The following is a 23456-nucleotide window of genomic DNA, read 5'->3' as shown; positions in this document are numbered from 1 at the left end:
GGTGGCGGCTCTTCCACGGGTGGCGCCGGTGGTGCCGGGCTGGTCAGTTCGACGGTCATTTCCGGAATTTCGGGCGGCGTGACCACGGGCTCGGCCTTGGCCTGCTGCATGACCCACCAGGCGCCTGCGTGCAGCAGGGCAACCAGGCCCACCAGCAACAACGCCCGCGATGTAACCAGGCCTGCGGGTGTCGAGGTGTTGGCTACATGGGGAATATGGGTCCACTGCTGTACTCGTTCGGCGTCGAGCAGCGGGGCAGACCGCGTTTTATTCTTTACCTCGTCACTCATAAAAGTCCCTCGACTAAATGAAGGGCAATAAGGCTCCGTTCGCCCTTGCACGCAGGGACGAGAACTGTTTGTTTAACGGTTGTGTAATAAGTGCAGGAAAACACTTATTACGGTGTGTCAAAAGCGGGAGGGCAAGAATGTCATGTGTATTCCTTGTGTTGAATCAAGAGGTACGGTGTCTGGAGGTTTGTAAAGTTCCGTTAAGTTAGGTAAAGCAACAGCTATGCCAACAGCGCAGGAAATGTAGGGTGATGGCGGTTTATTTAATAAGGGTGTGACAGGTTTCATCCAGAGTAATAGTGCAAGGGATAATGACGGGGCATGAACTAAGGCGTCGCACAAAGTAAGGGGCTTAGTTGAATGAATGATACGGCGTCATTGTCTGACAATCAGGCAATCGCAGGCGGGTGTAATAAAAGAGTGCACCAACGTGAACAGTGACTGCCAACTAACAGTGCAGTTGTCGGGTCCTATGGCTGGCGGGCTGGGAAGCGTGTGCCATCAGGGAGCGCACCCCCTCGATGTTACCGATGGCAAATAAAAAAGCACCGGCCAGCCGAATGTCGGTGGGCAGGTGCTTATAGGCAACTATCATCAAGTAATAACGTAAAACGTACCAGGCAGTTAGTGTTGCGGAAAAGCAACTGAATAATATGGGGGGAGGGGCTGTTACGCTTTTTCCGTGACTGGCAAGTCATCTTTCAGTTCATCTCGTTCACTCAACAATCCATCGGACTGATGTTGCCAAAGTCGGTAGTACAGGCCTTTACGTTCCAGTAGTTGGTGGTGAGTGCCATCTTCGGCAATGTGGCCTTTGTCCAATACAACAATGCGATCGAGATGGGCGATAGTTGAAAGGCGATGAGCTACTACCAGTACGGTTTTGTCCGACATGATGTCATCGAGGCTGTTCTGAATCAGACTTTCGGTTTCTGAATCAAGACTGGCGGTGGCTTCGTCCAGTATCAGGATGGGCGCGTTCTTTAACAGTGCCCGGGCAATAGCGATACGCTGGCGCTGACCACCGGACAACTTGACCCCGCGCTCACCGACCAGGGCGTCATACCCTTCGGGCATTTGCAGAATGAACTCATGGGCATGGGCGCGCTTGGCGGCCAGGATAATTTGCGCGTCACCGGCATGCACATCGCCATAGCCGATATTCTCGCGCAAGGATCGATGAAACAGTCCGGGCTCCTGGGGGATCAAGCCGATATGGGTGTGCAGCGACTGCTGGGTCATGGCCTGTATATCGATGCCGTCCACTTCAATTTTGCCACCCTGGGGATCGTACGAACGCAACAGCAAACTTAGCAACGTTGATTTGCCCGAGCCGGACAAACCGACAATACCCACCCGTTGCCCGGCCCGAATATCCAGGTTGAAGTGCTTGAAGATCGGCCTGTCGGGGCTATAGCCGAAGTTGACATCGCGAAAGCGGATGGCGCCTTTCTCGATATTGACGGGTTGGGCGCTGTGCTGATCGGGCATTTCATGGGGTTGCAGCAGGGTATCGATACTGCTCTCGATATTGCCGATGCACTCGAAAAAATGCATGAACTGCATGCTCAAAAAGCTGCATTGCGCCACGATCATCAGGCCCAGGGTGGCCACCATGACAAACTGGCCCACATCGATCTTGCCCAAATGCCACAAGTACAGCGCCAGGGCCACCAGCCCCACCCGCAACACAATGGCCAGGCTGTCCTGCAGCATGCGGACCTTTTCCTGATAGAAGAAGGAGCGTTGTCCGGCCTGTTTTTCCTCGATCTGGTAGCGGTTCAGGTAGTTGAGTTCGTAATCCTGACGGGCGAACAGACGGATGCTGTTGAGGTTGCCCACCGCATCGACAATCTTGCCGGTGGTCAGGCTGCGCGCGCTGGCATGCCTGGCGGCGAGTTTTTGTGCCTTGAGCGACAACCGATACGCCAGCCAGGTGTACGCCGCTACCCAGACCAGCAGGCCCAGGCCCAGCCAGGGCGAAGCCAGGGTCAGCATGACCAGGCTGGTGACCAGCACCGCGACAATCGGCAGCATTTCCACGATCAGCAGCCAGGTGATTTCCAGCAGGCCGATGGTGCCTTCATTGATCCGGTGGGCCAGGCTACCGGCAAAGTGTTCACCGAAATAACGGGCCGAGTGACGCTGCAGATAGGCAAACATGTCGCGCACGATACGAATTTTCTGCAGGGGCCTGACCATGATCATGCACAGCGTGGCACCCCTGGCACAGAGCAATTGCACCACTGCCAGGGCGAACAGCAGGCCCAGGGCGGGCAGGCTGGCCTGCAACAGGTCGCCTTGTTGCCAGGCGCCTTCACTGACCGCGCCGGTGATGCGGCCAATGGCGTAGGGCATCAACGTGGCAGCCATCGCCGCGCCGACTTGCAGCAGCGTAATACCCCAATACCAGCGCGGATACAGGCGGATGTAATGCCATACCAGGGCCCACGGCCGATTGGGAGGAACGGTTATAGCGTCAAATTCGGACATGACATACCTGTCTTGTAAACAATGCCAAAAGAGCCGCTTCTGCCGCACTTGCTTAAAGGCGGCCAAGCAGGGGGTACGCAGAAAAACAGGAGGTGGCTATCTGTCGCCCGTACGCACAAGGCGGGGCTTCAGAGGCTGGGCAGACTAAGTGTCAGTGCCTGGACAGGCGTTCTGGCCGCGCAGGCGCAAGGCACAAAAATAGGGGGAATGCAGGGAGAGGGTTGGCGTGCACACATCAGACATCGTTGTTATTCCTTATGACAGCGGGTCATTGACGCGACTTTTGGTCGGTCTTTGCACTGAATATGGACGGCTATACCGCCCTTGTTCGCAACTGGTGCGGTTACACCCCCTGGAAGCTGTGATTCCAGAGAAAAAACTGCGAACGGCAAATAACAAGAAAAAAGTGTGCCAAGTTGTGTCTATCGAGCCAGAGGATTGTTTTTTGCGGGAGCACCGTGGTGCCCCCCAATCGCGGGCAAGCCCGCTCCCACAGGATGTGCATCGTCCATGTGGGAGCGGGCTTGCTCGCGATTAAAGGCAACGCGGTCAGCCGGGATTGATCAGGCTCTGGCGACAATGCAGGGTCAGCCGGGCGCCGCCGCTCTCGCGGTTGTTCACCTCCAGGCTGAAGCCGTGCAGGTTGACGATGGCGGCGACGATGGACAGGCCAAGGCCAAAGCCGCTGTGCTTGTCATCAACCCGGTAAAAGCGCTGGAACACCGCCACCCGTTCGGCCTCGGGGATGCCGGGGCCGGTATCGAGCACTTCGATGAGCGGGCTGCCATTGTCGTCGGTCGCCCGCAGGATCACCTCACCGCCGGGCGGGGTGAACTTGATCGAATTGCTCAGCAGGTTGGACAGGGCTTCGAACAACAAGGCCCGATCGCCCGTGAGGCCGGGCAAGGCCGCTGGCGTTTCGAGCGTCAACGTCACCTGACCCTCTTCAGCCAGCGGCAGGTAAAAATCGTACAGCTCCTGCAACAGAGGCAACGGGTCGAGTTGCAGGAAACCGGAACGACGCTGATGATCTTCCAGTTCCGAGATGCGCAACAAACCGCGAAAGCGTGCCATCAGGGTGTCGGTTTCGCCGATCACTTCGTCCAGTTGCAACGCCTCGGCCGAGCCCTCGACGGCTTGCTGGCGCATCCGGTACAGCTGGGCGCGCAAGCGGGTGAGCGGGGTGCGCAAATCGTGGGCAATGTTGTCGCACACACCCTTGACCTCGTGCATCAGCAGTTCGATGCGATCGAGCATGGCGTTGACGATGGCGGCCAGCATGTCCAGTTCGTCACGGCGGTTGGACAGCGGCAGACGGTAGGTCAGGTCGCCGGCGACAATTGCTTCGGCACTGGCCTGAATCGACCGGATGCGCTGCAGCGGGCGGCGGCGCAACAAATGCCAGCCAGCAATACCGGGGATGATGGTCAGCGACACACCCCAGAACAGCGCATGCAGAATAATCCGCGTTACGGCAAACAATGAGCCGTTATCGCGCACCAGCACCAGCCAGCGCCCGTCATTGGTGTGCGTGGCTACGGCATCGCAGCTGTCTTGCGGTAGATTGGGGTCGTCGGAGTCAATGCAGGTGCTCAAGGCATGGATCTGCCCGTCCAGTGGCAACCCGGCAGGGATGGTCTGGATCGGGCCGCTCAACGGCCTGTGTTGCGCATCGAACAGGCCATAGGCATCCACTGTACGCAAATCGAACGTCATGCTGGTGGCCAGCGCTTCGTCGAGTTGCTCACCCTCAAAGCGAGCAAACAGGTGTTGGCGCTGCATCAGGGAGTGTCTGGCCAGGTTGCCCAGGTAGTCCGAGACTTCGTAATACAGCACTCCCATCAGGATGCAGCTCCAGGCCACAAACAGAAAACTGTACAGCGCCAGCAGCCGGCTGCTGGAAGAACGCCAGCCCTTAGAGGGGTTCGGCAATGACATAACCCGAGCCTCGAACAGTGCGAATCAGAGGCACCTGGCCCGGCGGATCGATTTTTTTGCGCAGGCGACCGATGTGCACATCGATCAGGTTGGTGCCCGGGTCGAAGTGATAGCCCCAGACTTCCTCGAAAATCATCATGCGCGAGAGGATCTGCCCGGTGTTGCGCATCAGGAATTCCAGCAACTTGTACTCGGTGGGCAGCAGGCTCAGCTGTTGTTCGCTGCGGCTGGCTTCGCGGGTAATCAGGTTGAGCTCCAGGTCGGAGACGCGCAGCGAGGTTTCGTATTTGTCGGCCGGGCTTTTGCGCCGCAGCAGTACTTCCACGCGGGCCGCCATCTCATCGCTGGCAAAGGGTTTGGTCAGGTAGTCATCGCCCCCGGCCCGCAGGCCGCGCACGCGCTCATCGACATCGGAGAGGGCGCTGATCATCAGGATCGGTGTGCTCACGCCAATGGTGCGCAAGGTGGTGACAATCGCCAGGCCGTCCAGTTCGGGAAGCATGCGGTCGAGGGTGATCAGGTCGTAGTCGCCACTGACTGCGCGCACCAGACCTTCCCGGCCATTGGCGACCCAATCGACCTCCAGGCCGTGGCTGGTCAGTTCCGCCACGATTTCTTTCGCCGTTACGGCATCGTCTTCAATGGTCAAAATACGGGTCATACCGCCACCTGATGGTCTTTTTTATCGGTGAGCACATTTTGCCTCGAAAAAGCTGAAACGTTTCTTAATATTTCTTCATGTTCAGCCAGCTGTTAGAAAAGTCAGATCTAAGGCCATTGCCCGGGGCTTTGGAGGAGGGCGGATTGGCTTCAATAATAAGTTACATATGCGGTATAACCCCACGTCGTTATTTTCCGGGACTCACTTTCCATGCATACCCCTTCACAACGGCCGCTATGGCAGATCTACCTGATCTTCCTGGCGCCGATGGTCCTGTCCAATTTCCTGCAGAGCTTTTCCGGCACCCTCAACGGGATTTACGTTGGCCAGTTGCTGGGCACCCAGGCCTTGGCTGCGGTGTCGGGGATGTTTCCCATCGTGTTTTTCTTTATCGCCCTGGTCATCGGTCTGGGCGCCGGTGCCTCGGTGCTGATCGGACAGGCCTGGGGCGCGCGGGAAACCGCACTGGTCAAGCAGATCACCGGGGCAACCCTGACCCTTGGCGCGGTGATCGGCCTGGTTGCCGCGGTGCTGGGCAGCCTGCTGGCGCGCCCGGCCCTGCTGGCGTTGGGCACCCCGGTTGATGTGCTGGAAGAGGCCGTCGGCTATGCCCGGGTGATGATGCTGATCATGCCGTTGTTGCTGGTCTTTATCCTCTTTACCCAGATTTTGCGTGGGGTCAGCGATACGGTTTCGCCGTTGCTGGCGCTGATGGTCTCCACGGTGGTGGGGTTGCTGCTGACCCCTGCGCTGATCCTGGGCTGGGGCGGTTTGCCAACTTTGGGCATTCAAAGTGCGGCCTATGCAGGGCTGGTGGGTAACGTACTGGCCATGCTGTTTTTGGTCCTGCGCTTGCGTCATAAAAAACATGTGATGGCGCCTGACCGTGAACTGTGGGCCGCGCTGCGCCTGAACCGCGAGATCCTGGGCAAGGTGCTGCGCATCGGCTTGCCAACCGGGGTGCAGATGGTGGTGCTGTCGCTGTCCGAACTGGTGATTCTGGCGCTGGTCAACAGTCACGGTTCCCAGGCTACGGCGGCCTATGGCGCAGTGACCCAGATCGTCAATTATGTGCAGTTTCCGGCGCTGTCGATTGCCATTACCGCCTCGATCCTCGGGGCCCAGGCCATTGGTGCCGGACGCATCGAGCGTATCGGGCCGATCCTGCGCACCGGTTTGCTGATCAATCTGTGCCTGACCGGTGCCCTGGTGGTGCTCGGTTATGTGCTGTCGCACTGGTTGCTGGGCCTGTTCATCACCGATGTCGAGGCGCGGGTACGGGCTGAGCACTTGCTGCATATCATGCTGTGGAGCGTGCTGGTGTTTGGCTTCCAGGCAGTGATCGGCGGGATCATGCGGGCCAGTGGCGTGGTGCTGGTGCCGATGGCGATCACGATTTTTTGCGTGCTGTGCATCGAGCTGCCAGCGGCTTATATGCTGGATGCGCACTTTGGCCTGCAAGGCGTATGGATGGCGTTCCCGGTGACCTATGTGGTCATGCTGGTGCTACAGACGGCTTATTACCGACTCGTGTGGCGGCATAAGCAGATACAACGGCTGGTTTGAGTTGTGGCCAAGCCGGATACCGGGTCTATATCCGGCGCTACCGGCATCCATGCCGGTTCGCAAAGCGGTTTCAGCCAATAACGTGACACCGCACCCGCTGGTGCTCGCCGCCGCGCATTACCTGTGCTTGCTTGCAGCCTTCACGGCTGGCGCTGCAACGCTCGAGAAAGAAACAGCCTTCGGGCAGTTTGCGGTTGCCCGGCAGTTCGGTGGGCGCCGCTACCTGCTCGGCCAGCAAGGGCACACCCAGGCGCGGTACCGCTTCAAACAACAGGCGCGTATAGGGATGGCGCGGTTGATCGAGCACCTGGGCGGCGTTGCCCAGTTCGACGATTTGCCCCAGATACATCACCGCCACGCGGTCGGCCATATGGCGTACCACTGATACGTTATGGGAAATCAGTATGTAGGTGAGGTTGCGCGCCTGCTGCAGTTCGGCCAGCAGGTTGAGGATTTGCGCCTGCACCGAGATATCCAGTGCAGATGTTGGCTCATCGAGAACGATGATGTCCGGGTCTGATGACAGCGCCCGGGCAATTGCGATGCGCTGACGTTGCCCGCCGGAAAACTGGTGGGCGAAACGGTCCAGATATTCCGGACGAATGCCCACTTGGGCCGCCACTTTGGCGGCAATGCTGCGCATTTGTTCGCGCGAGCGCATGCCGCGGGCGTACAGCGGTTCGGTGATGATGCGCCAGATCGGCAGGCGCGGGTTGAGCGACGATTGCGGGTCCTGGAACACGATCTGCACGTTGCTGCTGCCTTCGCCCTTGCTGCCGTTGGCCCAGCTCAGTTCGCCGCTGCTGGGTTTGAGCAGGCCCATGAGCAATTGTGCCAGGGTGCTTTTACCGCAACCCGACTCGCCGACGATGCCCAGGGTTTCACCGGCCCGTACCTGCAAGTCGATGCCATTGAGTGCGTGGGCATAGCCCCGGGGACGTCCCAGCCAGTCGTTGCTGACAGGGAAGCGCACGCGCACGTCGGCAAGTTTCAGAATCTCGGGGCCGCTCTGCTTGACGGGGTAGATCAGTGCGCTGTTCATTGCGAAAGCTCCTGTTGCGGCAACCAGCACGCGGTTTTGCGTTGTTCGTCACGGTTGATGGCGGTCAGCACCGGGCGTTCACCGCACACCGGCATGGCATGCACGCAGCGTTCGGCGAACGTGCAGCCGGTGGGCAGGCGTGCCAGGTTGGGTACTTGCCCGGGGATGGTCAGCAGCGGTTGCCCCGGCTCGACCATCTCCGGCAGGCCGCTGAGCAGGCCACGGGTGTAAGGGTGTTGCGGGTGGCTCATGACATCGGCGGTGAGCCCCTGTTCCACCACCGCGCCGGTGTACATCACGTAGACCCGGTCGCAGAACTGTGACACCAGCGCCATGTCATGGGTAATCAGGAGAATGGCGGTGCCTTTTTGTCGGGCCTTTTCGCGCAGCAACAGCAGCACCTGGCGTTGCACGGTCACATCCAGCGCAGTGGTGGGTTCGTCGGCGATCAGCAGTTGTGGCTCACAAGAGAAAGCCAGGGCAATCATCACCCGCTGGCGCATGCCCCCCGACAGCTCGAAGGGGTAGCTTTCCAGCACCTGCTCGGGGCTGGCGATATGCATGTCGCGCAGCAGGGCGACAGCCTTGGCATGGGCCGCGGCAGCACTGATTTTCTGGTGGTGGATGATGACATCGAGCATTTGTCGGCCGATGCGGCGGGTCGGGTTCAGGGCGGTCATGGGCTCCTGGAAGATCATCGCCGCATCGCGGCCACGAATTTTCAGCAGGTCCTTTTCAGGGGCGCTGAGCATGTCGCGGTTGAGCATGCTCAGGCTGCCGGAGGTGATGCGATAGCTGCGTTCGGGCAGCAGGCGCATGCTCAGCATGGCGGTCACCGATTTGCCCGAGCCGGACTCGCCGACCACACCGACAATCTCGCCGGGGTTGACGTGCAGCGACACGCCGTTCAACGCCTTGACGCTGCTCTTGTAGGCCGGGAACTCAAGGCTCAGGTTGTCGATGGCCAGTACCGGTTGCGAGTGAGTCATGGTCATTTCCCCTGTTGCCGCGGGTCGAGCAGATCGCGCACGCCATCGCCCAGCAAGTTGAAACCGGTGGCGGTGATCAGGATCGCCAGCCCCGGAAAGGTCGAGTACCACCAGTTGTCGAGGATGTAATTGCGCCCCGTGGCGACCATCGCGCCCCATTCCGCCGTGGGCTGTTGCGCGCCCAGGCCGATAAAGCCCAGTGCCGAAGCCATGAGAATGGCGCTGCCGATGTCCAGGCTCAGTTGCACCAGCAAGGGTGGCATGGCGTTGCGCGCCACATGCCAGTGGACCATGTGCCAGCGTTGGGCACCGAAGGTTTCGGCGGCTTTCACGTAGCCCATCTGGCGAATGCCAAGGGCCTGGCCGCGGGCCAGGCGCACATAGGACGGAATCCGCACCAGGGTGATGGCCAGCATGGCGTTGAACAGGCTGGCGCCCAGTGCGGCGGCCAGGGCCATGATCAACACCAGCGACGGCACCGACAGCATGATGTCCATCAGGCGCATGGTAAGGGCATCGAAGCGTCCGCCTATTACACCGGAAAAACAGCCCAGCAGGCCGCCGATAAAGCATGAGGCAAAGGCCACGAACAGACCGACACCCACCGATTGCTGGCTGCCGTACAGTACCCGGCTGAACAGGTCGCGGCCCACTTCATCAGTGCCGAACCAGTGCTCGGCGGAAGGCGGCGCCAGGCGCTCGGCAAGGTTCAGGGTATTGGGGTCATGGCTGGCCAGCCAGGGGGCGAAAATCATGCACATCACCACCATCAGGGTGATCAGCAGGCCTGCCATGGTCAGCGGGCTGCGGCGGATCTGCCAGGTCAGGTAAGTGAATTTTTCACGCCATTGCGGGCGCGGTATTGCGGTCAAAGGCACGGACATTTCAATTCACCTCGCCGATGCGCGGGTCGATCACGCGGTACAGCAGATCGATGGCCATGTTCAGCAGTACATAGATAAACGACACCAGAATGGCGAAGCCCATCACCGCCGGGAAATCCAGGGACTGGATCGACTTGACCACATAGGCACCCATGCCCGGCCAGGCGAATACGGTTTCGGTCAGGACTGCACCGTAGAGCAGGTCGCCGAGGGTCAGCCCGAGCACCGTGACAGAAGGGATCAGTGCGTTGGGCAAGGCGTGGCGCAGGATCACGGTCCATTTCGACAAGCCATAGGCGCGGGCGGTGCGGATATAGTCCTCGCCCAGCTGGTCGAGCATGGCAGAACGAATTTGCCTCGAGATAACCCCAAGGGTCACAAAGCCCAGGGTGGCTGCGGGCAGGATCAGGTGCTTGAGTGCATCGACAAACAGGCTGAAGTTACCCGCCAGTAATGCGTCAATCAGGTAGAAGCCGGTAATTGTCGACGGTGGCGTCAGACCTTCGGACAAACGCCCGCCGCCAGGCAGCCAGCCGAGGTGGCCGTAAAACAGCACGATGGCGCCCAGGCCCAGCCAGAACGCCGGGGTCGAGATGCCGGTCACGGCCAGTGTGCGGGCGATCTGGTCAATGGCACGATTGTGATAGACCGCCGACAGCACACCCAGCGGCACGCCGACCAGGATGGCCAGAAACAGCGCCACCAGTGCCAGTTCCAGGGTGGCCGGGAAGAACGCCTGCAAGTCCTCCAGCACCGGACGATTGGTGCGGATCGAGGTGCCCAGGTCGCCCTGCACCAGGTCGAGCACGTAACGGCCGTATTGCTGGTACAGCGGCAAATCCAGGCCCAGTTGATGACGGATGCCGGCCACCAGCGCATCGCTGGCCCGGTCACCGGCGATCAGCCGGGCAGGGTCGCCGGGAATCAGGTGGGAAATGGTAAAGGTAATCAGCGAGACACCGAACACGACCAGTAACAGGCCAAGCAGGCGCTTGCGCAACAACGTCAGGAAGGCCATAGGGCACCTCAGTCACTCTAACGACAGAAATCCACAACCGTGCGCGCCATTGCCGGCGCGCACGCAGCAGCAGCTTTACTTGCTCATGCTGCCCAGGTTGAACACTTGCTCAAGCATGGGATTGAACACATAGCCTTTGACTGAATCACGCATTGGCAGGGTGTAGCTCTTTTGAAAGAGGTAAACGTAAGCGCTGTCGGCGAGCACTTGTTTTTGCGCCTGCTGGTACAGCTCGGTGCGCTTGCCCGTGTCGCTGGTGGTTGCCGCTTCACGGATAAGGGTGTCGACCTGGGGGTTGCTGTAGAACGAGCGGTTGCCCTGCAGACCCTGCATTTTTGAGTCGAACCAGAAGTTCATGAACATATAGGGGTCGGCGAAGTCCGGGCTCCAGGTGCCGACGGCGATGTCATAGTCGGCCTGGCCGACACGTTCGCGCAGGGTGGCGTTGGCGGTCTTTTCCAGCTTGAGGTTGATGCCCAGGGGCATCAGCGCGGCTTGCAGGGTCAGGCCGATCGGTTCCCAGTTGGCGTCCTTGTCCGAGTACATGTAGCTCAGGTTGGTGATTTTCTTCGGCACTTTGGCCAGGCTCTCGGCGGCGGCCTGCATGTCCTGTTTCATGGCGGGCAGCGAGCTGTCGTAGGCCCACATGCCGTCCGGGATCGGCCCGTTGAGCAATTCGGCCTTGCCCTTGAGAATACCCTTGACGATACCGTTGTAGTCCACGGCCTCGGTGATGGCCCGGCGCGCATCGACGTTGGTCAACGGGCCCTGCTTGTTGTTCAGGTACAGGTAGGTGACCCGCAGCGACGGGTATTCCTTGACCACCACGCCTGGTTTGCTGGCCAGTGAGCCGAGCTGGTCTTCAGGCATGTCTTCGATGATGTCCAGGTCACCGCGCTCCAGTTGCAGGCGGCGTACCGAAGGCTCGGCGATGATTTTCAGTACCACGGTTTTCAACGCCGGCTTGGCCCCGGCGTAGTGGGGGTTGGGTTCCATGGTCAGGGACTGGCCTTTCTGCCAGCTGGCCAGGCGGTATGGGCCCGAGCCTGCGGTATGGCTGGAGAGCCAGGCGTTGGCTTCAGCGCCCTTGTTGGCCACCAGCGGGTTGACGATGGACGCGCCATTGTGGGCCAGGGTAAACAGGAACGGTGCGAACGGGGTTTTGAGGGTAAAGCGGACGGTTTGCGGATCAACCACTGCGACCACCATGTCTTCCGGGAATGCACCCGACGGCCCTTGCTTGAGGGTCATCAGGCGATCGAAGGAAAACTTGACGGCGTTGGCGTCGACTTCAGTGCCGTCATCGAACTTGTTGCCGGTTTTGAGCTTGAACTCCCAGACCAGGTTGTCCGGCGACACAGTCCAGCTCTCGGCCAGGTCACCCTGGACTTCGGTGCTGCTTTTTTCGCCGTCGGTCTTGTAGCCCACCAGTCGCTGGTACGACGGGTAGGTGATGGTCCAGTCGTTGTTGTCGAAGGTCACGGCCGGGTCCAGGGTCTGCGGGTCGGCAGGCTTGCCGATAATCAGCGTGTCCTGGGCGGTGGCCGCGGTTGCGGCTTGCCAGGCCCCTAGGCTCAGGGCGGCGCAGAGCAGGCCAGGCAGCAGTGAGCGGGTACGTGAAGCGGTGGTGCGGGTCACGGTATCAGTGAGGGTCATGCCGGTTTCCTTCAACATTTGATGTCTGGAAGTAGGTTTATTTTTGGAATCTATAACCGGGCAGTAGCAGGTCAAGCAGGTGTGCAGCGTTTTCTTGTTGTCTTCAAACAGTGGCGCTGGCCTCGAAACTCTGTGGTTTCGTGGGCCGTATCATTCGTTGATCAGGGGGTAGTCGTCGGCGTTGGGCAACTCGTAATGCCACCACTCAGTGGCAATTGCGTGGAACCCGGCGATCAGCATGATGCCCAGCAGCAGCAGGCGATTGCGCTGCACGTTGACCGGCAGGTCGGGGTAGAACTGATGGGACTGGTCTTGCATCGCGTCAAAGGCGGTGCCCATGTCCAGCGGCTGGCCGTCGCTGTCCACCAGGGTCAGGTCCACGGCGACGCCGCGGCTGTGATGGGAGCCCAGGTGCGGGTCGCGCACGTAGTCGCCATTGGGCAGGGCTTCCCATAACAAAAACTGTGCATAGGGCGGTCGGTAGGCGTCATAGATACGCAGGGTAAAACCCGCCAGGCTGGCCAGCTCGACGGCCTTGCGCAAGCACTGGGCGGCATCGCGATGCAGCTGGCAGCGGGCGTTGGGGTAGATCACTTTGCCGGCCAGGTTGTCGGCGGTGGCATAGATCATCTCGATCTGCACCTGGTACTGCTCGGCATCGATATCAACGAGCGGGCTCGGGCTTGCAACGCTTTGGTTCACACAAACACTCCAGTGCTGTTTTGTTTTGGGCGAGGGGCTCAGCCTTCGAACTGGCCGAAAGCTTTTTGCAACTGACGGTTTTTGGCCAGGCGTGCATCCAGATGCTCGCCGTATTTTTCCGCGACGGCCGACACCAACAGGTTAAGCAGGCACGCCAGGGGGGCCGGTGAATCCCAGAACTGGCCAACATCGGTCTTGATCTGCAACAGATCCAGGGTCGGGTAGTCACGGGCCCAGGGGCACTGCAGATCGGTGATCAGGGCCAGCGGTAAATCGTTGTCGATGGCGGCGTCACAGAAGGTCTGGGTGACGCTGGAATAGGCGCGAAAATCGGCAATGATCGCGTAGGGGTTGGCAAAGCCGGAGTTCAGGGTTTCGGCATAGATGCCGGAAAGGCCGTCAACGTAATAGACCTTGGGGCGGATGTATTCGAGGTGGCTGTGAAACGCGGTGAGAATCCCGCGGGTGGACTGGATGCCGAGGATAAACACCGCATCGGCTTGATGAATGCGCTGCACGATACGGGCAAAAGCGTCGCTGCGGGCCAGGCCGTAAACCTGCTGGATGGCCTCGAGTTCGCGGTGCATGGAGCGTTCGAGGGCATCGTCGTTGGTGTTTTCGGCGCGAAAGGCGCCGATGCGGTCGGTGATCAGCCAGGAGCCGGGAGCGTCACCGCGCAGGCTCTGCTTGACCTCATCGAGGTTCTGATAACCCAGCGAGCGCAAGAACCGGCCTACGGAAATGCCGCTGGTGCTGGCCTGCTGGGCAATGCTGTCGGCAGACTCGAACGGCAACTGCTGCGGATTGCCCAGCAAGTAACTGGCGATGCGCTTGCCGGTGGGGGTCAGGTTGGAAAACTCATGTTCCAGCAACTGAAGAAAACTGTTCTTTTCCGGGGACATAGGAGCACGCCAAGCATGTGATTGTTATCGGCGTGTCATTTTCTCGCCTTCTGTTAGCAACATAACATTTGTTTTCGAAACAACACAATGTCTTTTCTGCGGGTTGCGTTTTTTCAGCAATGGCGTGTTTTTAACGGTTGCAACGAGCACCCTCGGGGGTCGCCTGGCAGTCAGAGCGCGATGCCCCTTTGACCGGATGTAAATCTCGGTCATCACGACCGTTGTATGCCCCAGCTGGCCACTGAGCCTGAGTCGTATCTCGGCGGTGTGCTTATCGTATTGCTGGTGGTGCTGACCGGTGATGAGCAGGGAGTCCAACTCTGGAGCTGAGTCCTAAGAGGATCGTGTTTGTAGCGATTTTTATCAGCCGTTCCTGGTGTGTGGTTTTATATTGTAAATGCATTTACAATTATTTTTACCCTACAGACGCAAGGCAAAGGCCATGGAAATCAAAGAGTCTATTGAAATCAGATCGACCCCCGCGCAAGTGTTCCGCTTGTATAGGGATGCGGGACGGTGGGCTGACTGGGACCCAGAAGTGAGTAGTGCCAGCTTGCCTGGCGGTCTCAAGTTGGGAGCCAAAGGTTGGCTTAAACCCAGGGTAGGGCCCAAGGCTGGCATTCAGATTGTTGAGATGACCGAAGAAAAGTCGTTTTCGGCGCAAAGCCGTTTGCCGTTATGTCGCATGGAATTCGGGCACCTGCTCACGGAAAAAGAGGGGGGCACTGTCGCAACTCACTGGGTTGAATTCTCCGGGCCATTGAGCTTTCTGTTTCGATACCTGATAGGTAGATCCATCCAGGCAGCGTTACCCAATACGATGCAGGGGCTTAAGAAGTCCAGTGAAGCCCGGGCAAGCTCCCTATGAGTGTGAGCAAGGACGGCGTCGAGGAGAACTGGAGTGGTTCTGCCTTCGCGGGGCCAAGCGACAGCCCTGGATTCAGACTCTGGCGCGACTTTTTGGACTGGCAGCGTCAACTTAATGTCCGCTTGAAGCCCTTGGGACTTACCCAGCCACAGTTCGCTATCCTGGCTGTAAGTGGTTGGCTGACTAGAGAGGGCGAGCAGGTGACTCAGCATGGAATCGCCAGTTTTACCGGTATGGATCGCATGCATATTTCGCAAATCATATCCCGCTTGGGTAAGGACGGGCTTATTGAAAAGCAAGTGAACCCGCAAGATCATCGCGCAAATCTGGTGTCACTTAGCGAAGAGGGCCACCGACGATTGCGTGCTGCTATGCCGATTGTTGAAGGCTTCGACAGAGAGTTCTTTCTAACGCGCAACACCTGATTACCTGTCTGGAAATCAGGTGTGATAACCCCCGAGCCCGGCCTAGTGCTGGGCTTTGTGTTTGCGCAGGAGAATGACGCCCGTTTTGGCAGGAAGGCAGAGAAGGGGTAAAAAACAGAATTGCGGAGCGGTCTGAATTTTTGCAGAGCAAAAACAAAGGGCCTGCACGAAGAATCTCATGCAAGCCCTTGATTTGTTTGGTGCCCGAAGCCGGAATCGAACCGGCACGTCCTTACGAACGGGGGATTTTAAGTCCCATGCGTCTACCAATTTCGCCATTCGGGCGGTAGCGCTATAAAGCGGGTCACGAAGGAAGGTGCTTTAACAAAGAAAGTACTCAAGAGCCTGCGCAACAGGTGGACGAATATATAGAGCCTGCGCTCATGAGGCAAGGTCGATAGTGTCCATTGTGGTACATTTTTTTTCTCCGTGCCTGGGTAAAACCGTCGAAAAATCATAGATATATGCACCACGCCGGGGGTGTCCCCGCTGTGTTGAGGGTATTTGCAGCGCTGTTGCGGCGCGTATTCCCGAGTAGGCTAGGCTGCTTGCACAGCTGGGACATGAGTGGGCGTGATGAATACGAGTGTGATTTACGCATTGGCAGCGGCAGCGCTGTTCGGGGCCAGTACGCCATTGGCCAAGCTGCTGGGTACCGAGGTATCGCCGGTGATGCTGGCCGGGCTGTTGTACCTGGGCAGTGGCTTGGGTTTGCTGTTGGTGCGCTGTGTACGCGATCGGGGCTGGAAGCCCTCGGGTCTGGGTGCCGGTGAATGGCCCTGGCTGCTCGGCGCAATTGTATTTGGCGGGATCCTGGGCCCCGTGGCGTTGATGTTCGCTTTGACCCTCACCAGCGGGGCGACGGCTTCGTTGATGTTGAATCTTGAACCAGTGCTCACGGCACTGCTGGCCTGGGTGGTGTTCAAGGAAAACGCAGACCGGCGAATCGTGCTGGGGATGCTGGCAATCATTGCCGGCGGCGTTGTGTTGTCCTGGCCATCCGGGGCATCTGCGGCGGTGTCGCTTTCCTGGCTTGGGCCATTGGCGGTGGGGTTTGCCTGTTTCTGTTGGGCGGTCGATAACAATCTGACGCGCAAGGTATCTGCTTCTGATGCGCTGTATATCGCGGGCGCCAAGGGCCTTTTCGCGGGGTTGGTGAACTGTGCGATTGCATTGGCTTTGGGGGCGAAGGTTCCGTCGTTTGGGGTACTGAGCCCGACCCTGCTGATCGGTTTCCTGGGCTACGGTGTCAGCTTGGTGCTGTTTGTCCTGGCATTACGCGGCCTGGGGGCGGCGCGCACCGGGGCGTACTTTTCAACGGCACCTTTTCTGGGGGCGGCAATTTCCATTGTGCTGCTGGGCGAGTCAGTATCGCTGCTGTTCTGGCTGGCTGCTGGCTGCATGATTGTCGGGGTCTGGCTGCATCTGACCGAGCGCCATGAGCATGAGCATTTACATCAGCCGCTGGAGCACTCCCATCGCCATACCCACGATGAACATCACCAGCATGAGCATGCCGCAGATATTCCTGCGGGCAAGGCTCACAGTCATGCACATCAGCATTCGGTCATCAGCCATAACCATCCGCATTTCCCGGATATCCATCATCGCCACCGGCACTGAGCCATTGCGTTTTAAACCCTGATTTCAATGGAGCTATGGATCGCGCATGTTTGAACATATTGACTTCAATTACCTGCTGGCAACGTATGGTTACCTGGCCATTTTTATCGGCTGTTTGCTCGAAGGTGAAACCATTCTGATCCTCGGGGGGATGGCGGCACACCAGCATGTCCTCAAGCTGTTGCCGGTGATTGGTTATGCCAGCCTGGCGGGGATGCTGGGTGATCAGTTGTTGTTCTGGCTCGGGCGTTATTTCGGTGCTCGCCTGTTGCCCCGCCTGCACAAACAGCAGGCCGCTATTGATCGCGTGACGCAGTTGATTGGCCAGTATCCGACGGTGTCCATTTTTTCGGTGCGGTTTTTGTATGGCATGCGCCTGATCGGGCCCATGGTGATCGGTGCCAGCAAGGTCTCGCCATTGAAGTTTCTCTGCATCAATGCCGTGGGCGCGGCCGTGTGGGCAACGCTGTTTGCCAGTGGCGGCTATTGGGCCGGGGAGTTTCTCGAAGGCGTACTGGGCGACCTTAAGCCCTATCGCTTGCCGATTGCCCTGGGCGTGGTCGCATTGATGGTGGTGGTGGCCGTTGCCCGTCACTACAGGGCGAAAACCAGGGCGAAAACCAAAGCGGTCAAATCACTTTGACAGCCCGGCCAATAAACTGGATCGGCCCTGTCGGCTTGCCTGTTGTCGAACCGTTGGGGCCTTCCAGGGTCAGCTCGAAAAGTTGATTGGGCGACAGCGGCGGCAGGCGATCCAGTGGCAGTGACAGCACTTGTCCCGGCTTGACCAGCCCCAGGGACACCGGCCCGGCCCAGTCGTCGGCCTTGGTCCAGAACTCCAGGGCCTTGTCGCCGGGCACTTGCGCGACGCCAAGGGGGATCAGCTGGATGTGTTCACGATCGTTGGCCTGGATGACCCAGCCGGGTGCCTGACTTTGTGGTGCCACCAGAACCACCACATAGGCGGGCGGTGAGATGGCTGGGGTCACGGACCACAATGCCACGCCCAGTGTCAGCGTTGCGGCCAGGCCTGCGGCCGTCAGGCCGCGCCACAATGGCAGAAGGTTCCACCAACCAGTACGGGCCTGTGTTGGCAGGGCTGGGACATTCAGGGCGTTCAGGCTGCGCTCGATTCTCGGCCACAGCCGCTCTGAAGGCTGTTGCGCCGGGGCAAGGTCGTTGAGGGGCAACAGTCGCGCTTCCCAGCGATCGACTGCGGCCTGCAGATCAGGCTCATGGGGCAGGCGTTGCTCAAGCGCACGCCGTTGTTGCCCATTGAGCGTGCCCAGCACGTATTCGCCCGCCAAGGCATCGAGATCGGCCGGGTCGCTATTGTCAGGTGTAAAAGTCATCCCATGCACTCGCGCAAGGCGCTCAGGCTGCGTTTGATCCAGGCTTTTACGGTGCCCAGAGGGGTGTCCAGTTTGTTTGCAATTTCTGCATGGGTATAGCCGTCAACATAGGCATGCACAATGCAGGAGCGTCGGGCCGGGTCGAGTTGCTCAAGGCAGCCGTATATGCGCTCGCAGCCATCCGGCCATTGCAGTGGGTCCTGCGTCTGGTGGCGCCCGTCGAGAGTGGCCAGAGGTTGCAAGGCCAGTTCGCTGCTTTCGCTGACTTGAATTTCCAGGCGAGTGTCGCGCCTGCAGTTCAGGGCCAGATGCCGGGTCAGGCTGAAAATCCAGCCTCGTGCAGAACCGCGCCCGGGATCGAAGCTGGCGGCGCGCATCCAGATTTTGATAAAAGCGTCATGCACGATGTCCTCAGCCAGTGCGCTGTCGCGGGCAATGCGTTTGGCTACCCCCAGCAAGCGCGCGCTTTCCTGGGCATACAGGGCCACCAGCGCCTGCTGCTCGCCGCGGGCGCAGGCCAGCAGGCAGGCTTCATAGTCAAATAGTGGCTCAGGTAGTGTCACTGTGTTCCGCCGTTGCAGATGGGACATCTCCGGTCATTGCCCGGTCTCCATCGAAGCAGCGTAGACGATGTAACGCATTAGCGGCTGGCCCAGAAAATGTAATCGGCCTGGTATGGCACTACTTGTCGCTGGCCCTTGTTGGCGGCTGTGCAGGCGCTGGCAGGTGCCGCACCGCCCTTGAGTGCCACACGCTGGATGTAACTCACACCGTTCATGGCACCTTTGCCCTCTGCAGGATTGGCCTTGACCAGTTGATAGGGCAGGTTGCCAGCCCCGGCAGGGGCCACTGCGAGCTGGGTGCCGGTGACTTTGGAACCGTCCAGGGCTTGCCAGGTCGCGGGCGGGCCAAAGTAGCTACCAACTTGTTTACCAGTTGTGTCATTGAGCTGAGCTTTTGGGCCTACAAAAAACCACTCCATTTCGCCTGGAGTGCTGGCTTTTTCTTTGCACTCATATCTGATTTCGCCTACACCAACTGTTGTCATTGCCATCTTGTGGCCGTCGGGAACTCTAATGTTTTCGGGCAAGTTCGACTGTGCCCAGGCGCCTTGGGCTGCCACCAGCAGCATGGCGGCAAGTGTCAGGCTGGCATGGCTGATCAAAGGTTTTGCGTTCATGTTCCGATCTCCTGATGGGATAACAGCACGCTGCTGTTACGGGTACTACCCGCAGCAGGAGGATTTGGATGCAGTTGCAAAAAATAAACTTGAAAGGCAAAGTCCGGGAACCCGGTTGCGTGACGGATCCCTTGGCCTAAGCTTGGGAATACAGGCTCAACGCCAAGGGTTTCAAGGCATTGGCAGCACGTTCGCGAAGCCGGTCCGATAATAAAAGGAGATCTGGATGTTTATCCGTTTATTGATCCTTGCTTCTGTGCTGGTTGCAGGCACGGTGCAGGCCGTTGAAGTTCCAAGCCCGCTTGAACAGGATCGCGGCAAGTTTCGCCCGCTGGTAGTGGTCGCCCGTGCAGATGCCGACCCAACCCTGGTCAACCTCAAAAAAGCCCTTGAAGATCCGGCCAACAAGCAGGCTTTTGACCAGCGCAATATGGTGCTCTATACGATTGTGGGCATTACAGGCAAACGCGATGGCAAGGACCTTGAACCCCAGAGCACCATGTCGCTGATTCGCGGGCTCAAGCCGGGGATGATTATCGACAAGGCCAAAGTGATCCTGATCGGCAAGGATGGGGAAAAGAAAGTCGAGACAGTGGGGGATGTTGACCTGGCCGAGCTGTTTAAAACCATCGATGCCTTGCCCGCTGCCGAAAAGGAAACCCAGGCACCGGTTGCGGTGGAGACGCCGGCCAAGGGCGCAGCCGCTGGCAAATCGACAAAGCCCGCCAAACCGGCAAAAGCGGCTCAGACCCTGGATGACTGAACACCAGCCAAAAAAAGGCCCGCTGGGGGAAGCGGGCCTAAATGGGATTCACTAAAGGAGTGGATCCAATCTAGGCGCAGCGATGTGAAAGTGATGTGAAAATTGCGCAGTCAAATCATTTGATCGGGCAAATGTGTGTGGTCAAAATAATGGCCATCTGTAGCGCAATTCCGGCTCGGTAATCCGATAGTGTGAACACACCGCTCACCAGACTGCCGGATAACAAGATGCCGTTTTCCCTCGAACTGATTTCTGCCTTCGCACTCTTTGCCTTTGTGTCGTCCATCACCCCCGGCCCCAACAACACCATGCTGCTGGCATCGGGGGTCAACTTCGGCTTCAGGCGCACCATCCCCCATGCTCTGGGCATCAGCTTCGGCTTTATGTTCCTGGTGCTTGCGGTTGGATTGGGGTTGGGGGGTGTATTCAAGACCGTGCCCATGGCCTACACCGTTTTGCGTTATCTGGGGGCGGCGTACTTACTGTATCTGGCGTGGAAAGTCGCCACGTCGGGGCCGGTGTCCGAGTCGGGTGCGGCCCAGGGCAGGCCACTGGGCTTCTGGGGCGCGGCGGCGTTTCAATGGGTCAATCCCAAGGCCTGGGTGATGGCCATTGGTGCAATCACCACCTACACGCCGTCCCAGGGTTATATCGCCAACGTGTTTGTCATCGCGCTGGTCTTCGCCATCATCAACTTGCCCAGTGTCTGCGTGTGGGCCGGTTGCGGCAGTGCGTTGCGCAATGTGCTGACCCGGCCCAAGTGGCTGCTGGCATTCAACCTGACGATGGCGATTCTGCTGGTGGTGTCGCTGTATCCGATTCTGTTTGATGTTCATTGAGCCATTCCTGGCTCAGGGTGGCGGTGTCACCCAGGTACTCCAATAGCCAGCTCATGGCCGGGGAATGGTTGTTCTGTGCCCAGGCAATGCACGAAGGGCTGGCCGGAAAGGGTCGCTGCAGGCTCAGCGCAAGCAGTTGGCCCTGGTCGATCAGTGGCTGGGCCAGATGGGCGGGCACCATGCCGACACACAGACCGTCGCTCAAACAGGCCAGCCCCGAAGCCCAGTCGGGCACCATCATGCGGCGCTGGTTATCCAGGGTCCAGGTGTCGCGTTTGGGCAGGCTGCGTGAAGTGTCATCCATGCACAGTGCAGGGTAGGGGCGCAGGTGCTCATCACCCAGCAATCCGCCAATGGACGCCAGCGGATGCCGCGGGCTGGCGACGCACAGCCAGTGCAGAAAACCCATGTCGCGAAAGGCAAAGCTCCCCGCCACTGGCACTGCACGGGTGGCTCCGATAACCAGATCGGTACGGCCGTCTACCAAGGCATCCCACACACCGTTGTACACCTCGTATTGAACAATCAGTTCCACGTCGGGGAAATGCCGGTAGAAGTCGATGACCATCTGCTGGCAGCGCGGTTTTTTGATGATTGAATCCACGGCCACCCGCAACTGGCCGCTCCAGCCATTGGCAACCTGCTGGCAAAGGCGGCGGGTGCCGAGCATTTTTTTCATGACGTCGCGGGCTTCTTTGACAAACATCCGCCCGGCAGGCGTGAGTTCCACATCCCGGTGACGACGTACAAACAGCGGTACCGCCAGCCATTGCTCCAGTTGGCGCACGGTGTAGCTGACGGCGGAGGGAACGCGGTGCAGTTCCTGGGCTGCGCCACTGAAACTGCCGTGGCGGGCGACTGCATCAATTACATCCAGGGAGTATTCAGACCACATGGGTTTGCCTTCAAAAAATTCGATGCCAGTTGGCAATTATTATCGCTTCACAAGCAAATCCTCAGCTGGATAATGCGCGGCAGTCAACAAATTGTTTGATGGCAAGTTTTTGGGTGCACATGAAAAACACTTTTGGTTTTACCTGTTATCTCGCCGGGCTGAGCATGCTGGGCTACCTGGCAATGGATATGTACTTACCGGCATTTGGCACGTTGCGCAGTGAACTGGGGCTTTCAGCCGGTGCGGTGGGCGCGAGCCTGAGCATCTTTCTGGCCGGGTTCGCGATCGGCCAGTTGCTCTGGGGGCCGTTATCGGACCGCCTGGGGCGCAAACCGGTGTTGTTGGCGGGGTTGTCGCTGTTTGCCCTGGGGTGCGCGGGCATGTTCTGGGTGCAGGACAGTGTGCTGCTGTTGAGCCTGCGGTTTATTCAGGCCATCGGCATTTGCGCGGCGGCAGTAACCTGGCAGGCGCTGGTCATCGACCGATATCCGCCTGACCAGGCCAACCGCGTGTTTGCCGGGATCATGCCGCTGATGGGACTGTCACCGGCACTGGCTCCTTTGCTGGGGGCCGTGGTACTGAGTCACCTGGGCTGGCAAGCGATTTTTGCGGTATTGCTGGGCCTGGCGGTGTTACTGATCGTACCCACGTTGCTGCTCAAGGAAAAACCCCGTGTGGCGCCAAAGGCAGTTAAAACCGGGGTGAGCTATTGGCACCTGCTGTGCACGGCTAAATTCAGTGGCAACGTCATGATCTTCGCCGCATGTTCGGCCAGCTTTTTCGCCTGGTTGACGGCCTCACCCTTTATTTTGGGCGATATGGGTTATAGCCCAAGCGATATCGGTTTGAGCTACGCGCTGCCTACTGTGGCATTTATGGTGGGTGGTTACAGCTGTCGCAGCGCGTTGCAGCGGATCAGTGGGCGGGCGTTGTTACCCTGGTTGCTGGTGGCTTACTGCGCAAGCATGGTCGGGCTGTATGGGGTTGCGACCCAGACCGTGCCGACGCTGACCACCTTGCTGATCCCGTTTTGTTTGATGGCGCTGGTTAACGGTGCGAGTTATCCGATTGTTGTCGCGAGCGCACTGATGCCATTTTCGGAGAACTCAGGCAAGGCGGCGGGTTTGCAAAATACATTGCAGCTTGGGTTGTGCTTTTTGGGCAGCCTGCTGGTGTCGACCTTTATCAGCCAGCCGCTGCAAATCACGGTTGAAGTAATGCTGGCTACGGCGCCGCTGGCGGTGCTGGGGTATTTTATTCAGCGACGCAAGGTGAAGGCGCAGGCATTAGTGGCGTCTTGAGGGGCAGGTCGCCCCGGTGATTTCAGCTCAACGAAAGCGCCGGATATCAATCCGGCGCGTCAGTCAAAC

Annotated in this window: 22 protein-coding genes, 1 tRNA gene and 1 pseudogene; 8 read left to right on the top strand and 16 right to left on the bottom strand. The window is 59.0% G+C overall.

Annotation, left to right across the window (positions count from 1 at the left end; translation table 11 throughout):
- The 4 genes and pseudogenes from GHO42_RS10030 to GHO42_RS10015 all read right to left on the bottom strand — a co-directional run.
- Positions 1-290: pseudogene (locus GHO42_RS10030) on the bottom strand (energy transducer TonB); the annotation flags it as partial.
- A 669-nt stretch (positions 291-959) separates the two neighbouring features.
- Positions 960-2783 (bottom strand): ABC transporter ATP-binding protein, encoded by a 1824-nt coding sequence (locus GHO42_RS10025; RefSeq protein WP_153326697.1) that lies wholly within the window; start codon positions 2781-2783, stop codon positions 960-962.
- A 549-nt stretch (positions 2784-3332) separates the two neighbouring features.
- A complete protein-coding gene (locus GHO42_RS10020; RefSeq protein ID WP_095002838.1) occupies positions 3333-4721 on the bottom strand; it encodes a HAMP domain-containing sensor histidine kinase in 1389 nt (462 codons plus the stop codon).
- A complete protein-coding gene (locus GHO42_RS10015; RefSeq protein WP_016780653.1) occupies positions 4699-5382 on the bottom strand; it encodes a response regulator transcription factor in 684 nt (227 codons plus the stop codon). The genes GHO42_RS10020 and GHO42_RS10015 overlap by 23 nt, the downstream gene beginning before the upstream one ends.
- A 210-nt stretch (positions 5383-5592) precedes the next feature.
- On the opposite strand from GHO42_RS10015, the gene GHO42_RS10010 reads away from it, so the two are divergent.
- Entirely contained in the window at positions 5593-6948 is a 1356-nt protein-coding gene (locus tag GHO42_RS10010) for an MATE family efflux transporter (protein WP_138738310.1), read from the top strand.
- A gap of 70 nt (positions 6949-7018) precedes the next feature.
- Here GHO42_RS10010 and GHO42_RS10005 read toward each other — a convergent pair whose 3' ends face one another.
- The 7 genes from GHO42_RS10005 to GHO42_RS09975 all read right to left on the bottom strand — a co-directional run bounded on the left by GHO42_RS10005 (position 7019) and on the right by GHO42_RS09975 (position 14141).
- Complete coding sequence (locus tag GHO42_RS10005; protein ID WP_095018637.1) at positions 7019-7990, bottom strand: ABC transporter ATP-binding protein; 972 nt, start codon at positions 7988-7990, stop codon at positions 7019-7021.
- Complete coding sequence (locus GHO42_RS10000) at positions 7987-8979, bottom strand: ABC transporter ATP-binding protein (RefSeq protein WP_095002835.1); 993 nt, start codon at positions 8977-8979, stop codon at positions 7987-7989. Before GHO42_RS10000 ends, GHO42_RS10005 begins: the two co-directional genes overlap by 4 nt.
- A gap of 2 nt (positions 8980-8981) precedes the next feature.
- Positions 8982-9863: a D,D-dipeptide ABC transporter permease gene (gene ddpC / locus GHO42_RS09995; RefSeq protein ID WP_095002834.1), complete on the bottom strand. Its 882-nt coding sequence runs from the start codon at positions 9861-9863 to the stop codon at positions 8982-8984.
- Position 9864: 1 nt separating this feature from the next.
- Positions 9865-10881, bottom strand: coding sequence for an ABC transporter permease (locus GHO42_RS09990; protein ID WP_095002833.1), 1017 nt, complete (start codon positions 10879-10881; stop codon positions 9865-9867).
- Between the two features lie 75 nt (positions 10882-10956).
- Positions 10957-12537: an ABC transporter substrate-binding protein gene (locus tag GHO42_RS09985; RefSeq protein ID WP_150628153.1), complete on the bottom strand. Its 1581-nt coding sequence runs from the start codon at positions 12535-12537 to the stop codon at positions 10957-10959.
- A gap of 150 nt (positions 12538-12687) precedes the next feature.
- Positions 12688-13239, bottom strand: coding sequence for a D-alanyl-D-alanine dipeptidase (gene ddpX / locus GHO42_RS09980; RefSeq protein ID WP_095002831.1), 552 nt, complete (start codon positions 13237-13239; stop codon positions 12688-12690).
- A gap of 38 nt (positions 13240-13277) precedes the next feature.
- Positions 13278-14141: a MurR/RpiR family transcriptional regulator gene (locus tag GHO42_RS09975; protein WP_153326693.1), complete on the bottom strand. Its 864-nt coding sequence runs from the start codon at positions 14139-14141 to the stop codon at positions 13278-13280.
- A gap of 442 nt (positions 14142-14583) precedes the next feature.
- On the opposite strand from GHO42_RS09975, the gene GHO42_RS09970 reads away from it, so the two are divergent.
- Positions 14584-15009, top strand: coding sequence for an SRPBCC family protein (locus tag GHO42_RS09970; protein WP_095018644.1), 426 nt, complete (start codon positions 14584-14586; stop codon positions 15007-15009).
- Positions 15006-15434, top strand: coding sequence for a MarR family winged helix-turn-helix transcriptional regulator (locus GHO42_RS09965; RefSeq protein WP_095020708.1), 429 nt, complete (start codon positions 15006-15008; stop codon positions 15432-15434). The genes GHO42_RS09970 and GHO42_RS09965 overlap by 4 nt, the downstream gene beginning before the upstream one ends.
- Positions 15435-15632: 198 nt before the next feature.
- On the opposite strand, the gene GHO42_RS09960 is transcribed toward GHO42_RS09965, so the two are convergent.
- Positions 15633-15719, bottom strand: a tRNA-Leu gene (locus GHO42_RS09960).
- A gap of 291 nt (positions 15720-16010) precedes the next feature.
- Between GHO42_RS09960 and GHO42_RS09955 the strand changes: the two genes are divergently transcribed.
- Complete coding sequence (locus GHO42_RS09955) at positions 16011-17057, top strand: EamA family transporter (protein ID WP_095020707.1); 1047 nt, start codon at positions 16011-16013, stop codon at positions 17055-17057.
- A 46-nt stretch (positions 17058-17103) separates the two neighbouring features.
- The gene (locus tag GHO42_RS09950; RefSeq protein WP_095003319.1) at positions 17104-17700 is read left to right on the top strand and encodes a DedA family protein; all 597 of its coding nucleotides are present in this window, start codon (positions 17104-17106) and stop codon (positions 17698-17700) included.
- Here the strand turns inward: GHO42_RS09950 and GHO42_RS09945 are convergent.
- The 3 genes from GHO42_RS09945 to GHO42_RS09935 form a co-directional block, all read right to left on the bottom strand.
- Positions 17687-18409, bottom strand: a complete 723-nt coding sequence (locus GHO42_RS09945) for an anti-sigma factor domain-containing protein (protein ID WP_153326691.1) — start codon at positions 18407-18409, stop codon at positions 17687-17689. The genes GHO42_RS09950 and GHO42_RS09945 overlap by 14 nt on opposite strands.
- Positions 18406-18972, bottom strand: coding sequence for a sigma-70 family RNA polymerase sigma factor (locus tag GHO42_RS09940; protein ID WP_095018709.1), 567 nt, complete (start codon positions 18970-18972; stop codon positions 18406-18408). The genes GHO42_RS09945 and GHO42_RS09940 overlap by 4 nt, the downstream gene beginning before the upstream one ends.
- A gap of 77 nt (positions 18973-19049) precedes the next feature.
- A complete protein-coding gene (locus GHO42_RS09935) occupies positions 19050-19589 on the bottom strand; it encodes a DUF3455 domain-containing protein (protein WP_153326686.1) in 540 nt (179 codons plus the stop codon).
- A gap of 226 nt (positions 19590-19815) precedes the next feature.
- Between GHO42_RS09935 and GHO42_RS09930 the strand changes: the two genes are divergently transcribed.
- Together GHO42_RS09930 and GHO42_RS09925 are read left to right on the top strand one after the other, a co-directional pair.
- Positions 19816-20352, top strand: coding sequence for a DUF4174 domain-containing protein (locus tag GHO42_RS09930; RefSeq protein ID WP_095018690.1), 537 nt, complete (start codon positions 19816-19818; stop codon positions 20350-20352).
- A 227-nt stretch (positions 20353-20579) separates the two neighbouring features.
- The gene (locus GHO42_RS09925) at positions 20580-21191 is read left to right on the top strand and encodes a LysE family translocator (RefSeq protein WP_153326684.1); all 612 of its coding nucleotides are present in this window, start codon (positions 20580-20582) and stop codon (positions 21189-21191) included.
- On the opposite strand, the gene punR is transcribed toward GHO42_RS09925, so the two are convergent.
- Entirely contained in the window at positions 21127-22086 is a 960-nt protein-coding gene (gene punR / locus GHO42_RS09920; protein ID WP_095020703.1) for a DNA-binding transcriptional activator PunR, read from the bottom strand. The genes GHO42_RS09925 and punR overlap by 65 nt on opposite strands.
- Positions 22087-22205: 119 nt before the next feature.
- Between punR and punC the strand changes: the two genes are divergently transcribed.
- Positions 22206-23387 (top strand): purine nucleoside transporter PunC, encoded by a 1182-nt coding sequence (gene punC / locus GHO42_RS09915; protein WP_095026752.1) that lies wholly within the window; start codon positions 22206-22208, stop codon positions 23385-23387.
- Positions 23388-23456: the final 69 nt, after the last annotated feature.

Source organism: Pseudomonas sp. FSL R10-0056 (genome assembly GCF_009600105.1).
Classification (GTDB): domain Bacteria; phylum Pseudomonadota; class Gammaproteobacteria; order Pseudomonadales; family Pseudomonadaceae; genus Aquipseudomonas; species Aquipseudomonas bubulae.
This window is presented reverse-complemented; position numbering and strand designations above follow the sequence as displayed.

Coding starts and splice junctions, on each gene's coding strand:
- GHO42_RS10025 (WP_153326697.1), bottom strand. CDS start 2,783: ATGTCCGAATTTGACGCTATAACCGTTCCTCCCAATCGGCCGTGGGCC.
- GHO42_RS10020 (WP_095002838.1), bottom strand. CDS start 4,721: ATGTCATTGCCGAACCCCTCTAAGGGCTGGCGTTCTTCCAGCAGCCGG.
- GHO42_RS10015 (WP_016780653.1), bottom strand. CDS start 5,382: ATGACCCGTATTTTGACCATTGAAGACGATGCCGTAACGGCGAAAGAA.
- GHO42_RS10010 (WP_138738310.1), top strand. CDS start 5,593: ATGCATACCCCTTCACAACGGCCGCTATGGCAGATCTACCTGATCTTC.
- GHO42_RS10005 (WP_095018637.1), bottom strand. CDS start 7,990: ATGAACAGCGCACTGATCTACCCCGTCAAGCAGAGCGGCCCCGAGATT.
- GHO42_RS10000 (WP_095002835.1), bottom strand. CDS start 8,979: ATGACTCACTCGCAACCGGTACTGGCCATCGACAACCTGAGCCTTGAG.
- ddpC (WP_095002834.1), bottom strand. CDS start 9,863: ATGTCCGTGCCTTTGACCGCAATACCGCGCCCGCAATGGCGTGAAAAA.
- GHO42_RS09990 (WP_095002833.1), bottom strand. CDS start 10,881: ATGGCCTTCCTGACGTTGTTGCGCAAGCGCCTGCTTGGCCTGTTACTG.
- GHO42_RS09985 (WP_150628153.1), bottom strand. CDS start 12,537: ATGACCCTCACTGATACCGTGACCCGCACCACCGCTTCACGTACCCGC.
- GHO42_RS09975 (WP_153326693.1), bottom strand. CDS start 14,141: ATGTCCCCGGAAAAGAACAGTTTTCTTCAGTTGCTGGAACATGAGTTT.
- GHO42_RS09970 (WP_095018644.1), top strand. CDS start 14,584: ATGGAAATCAAAGAGTCTATTGAAATCAGATCGACCCCCGCGCAAGTG.
- GHO42_RS09965 (WP_095020708.1), top strand. CDS start 15,006: ATGAGTGTGAGCAAGGACGGCGTCGAGGAGAACTGGAGTGGTTCTGCC.
- GHO42_RS09955 (WP_095020707.1), top strand. CDS start 16,011: ATGAATACGAGTGTGATTTACGCATTGGCAGCGGCAGCGCTGTTCGGG.
- GHO42_RS09950 (WP_095003319.1), top strand. CDS start 17,104: ATGTTTGAACATATTGACTTCAATTACCTGCTGGCAACGTATGGTTAC.
- GHO42_RS09945 (WP_153326691.1), bottom strand. CDS start 18,409: ATGACTTTTACACCTGACAATAGCGACCCGGCCGATCTCGATGCCTTG.
- GHO42_RS09935 (WP_153326686.1), bottom strand. CDS start 19,589: ATGAACGCAAAACCTTTGATCAGCCATGCCAGCCTGACACTTGCCGCC.
- GHO42_RS09930 (WP_095018690.1), top strand. CDS start 19,816: ATGTTTATCCGTTTATTGATCCTTGCTTCTGTGCTGGTTGCAGGCACG.
- GHO42_RS09925 (WP_153326684.1), top strand. CDS start 20,580: ATGCCGTTTTCCCTCGAACTGATTTCTGCCTTCGCACTCTTTGCCTTT.
- punR (WP_095020703.1), bottom strand. CDS start 22,086: ATGTGGTCTGAATACTCCCTGGATGTAATTGATGCAGTCGCCCGCCAC.
- punC (WP_095026752.1), top strand. CDS start 22,206: ATGAAAAACACTTTTGGTTTTACCTGTTATCTCGCCGGGCTGAGCATG.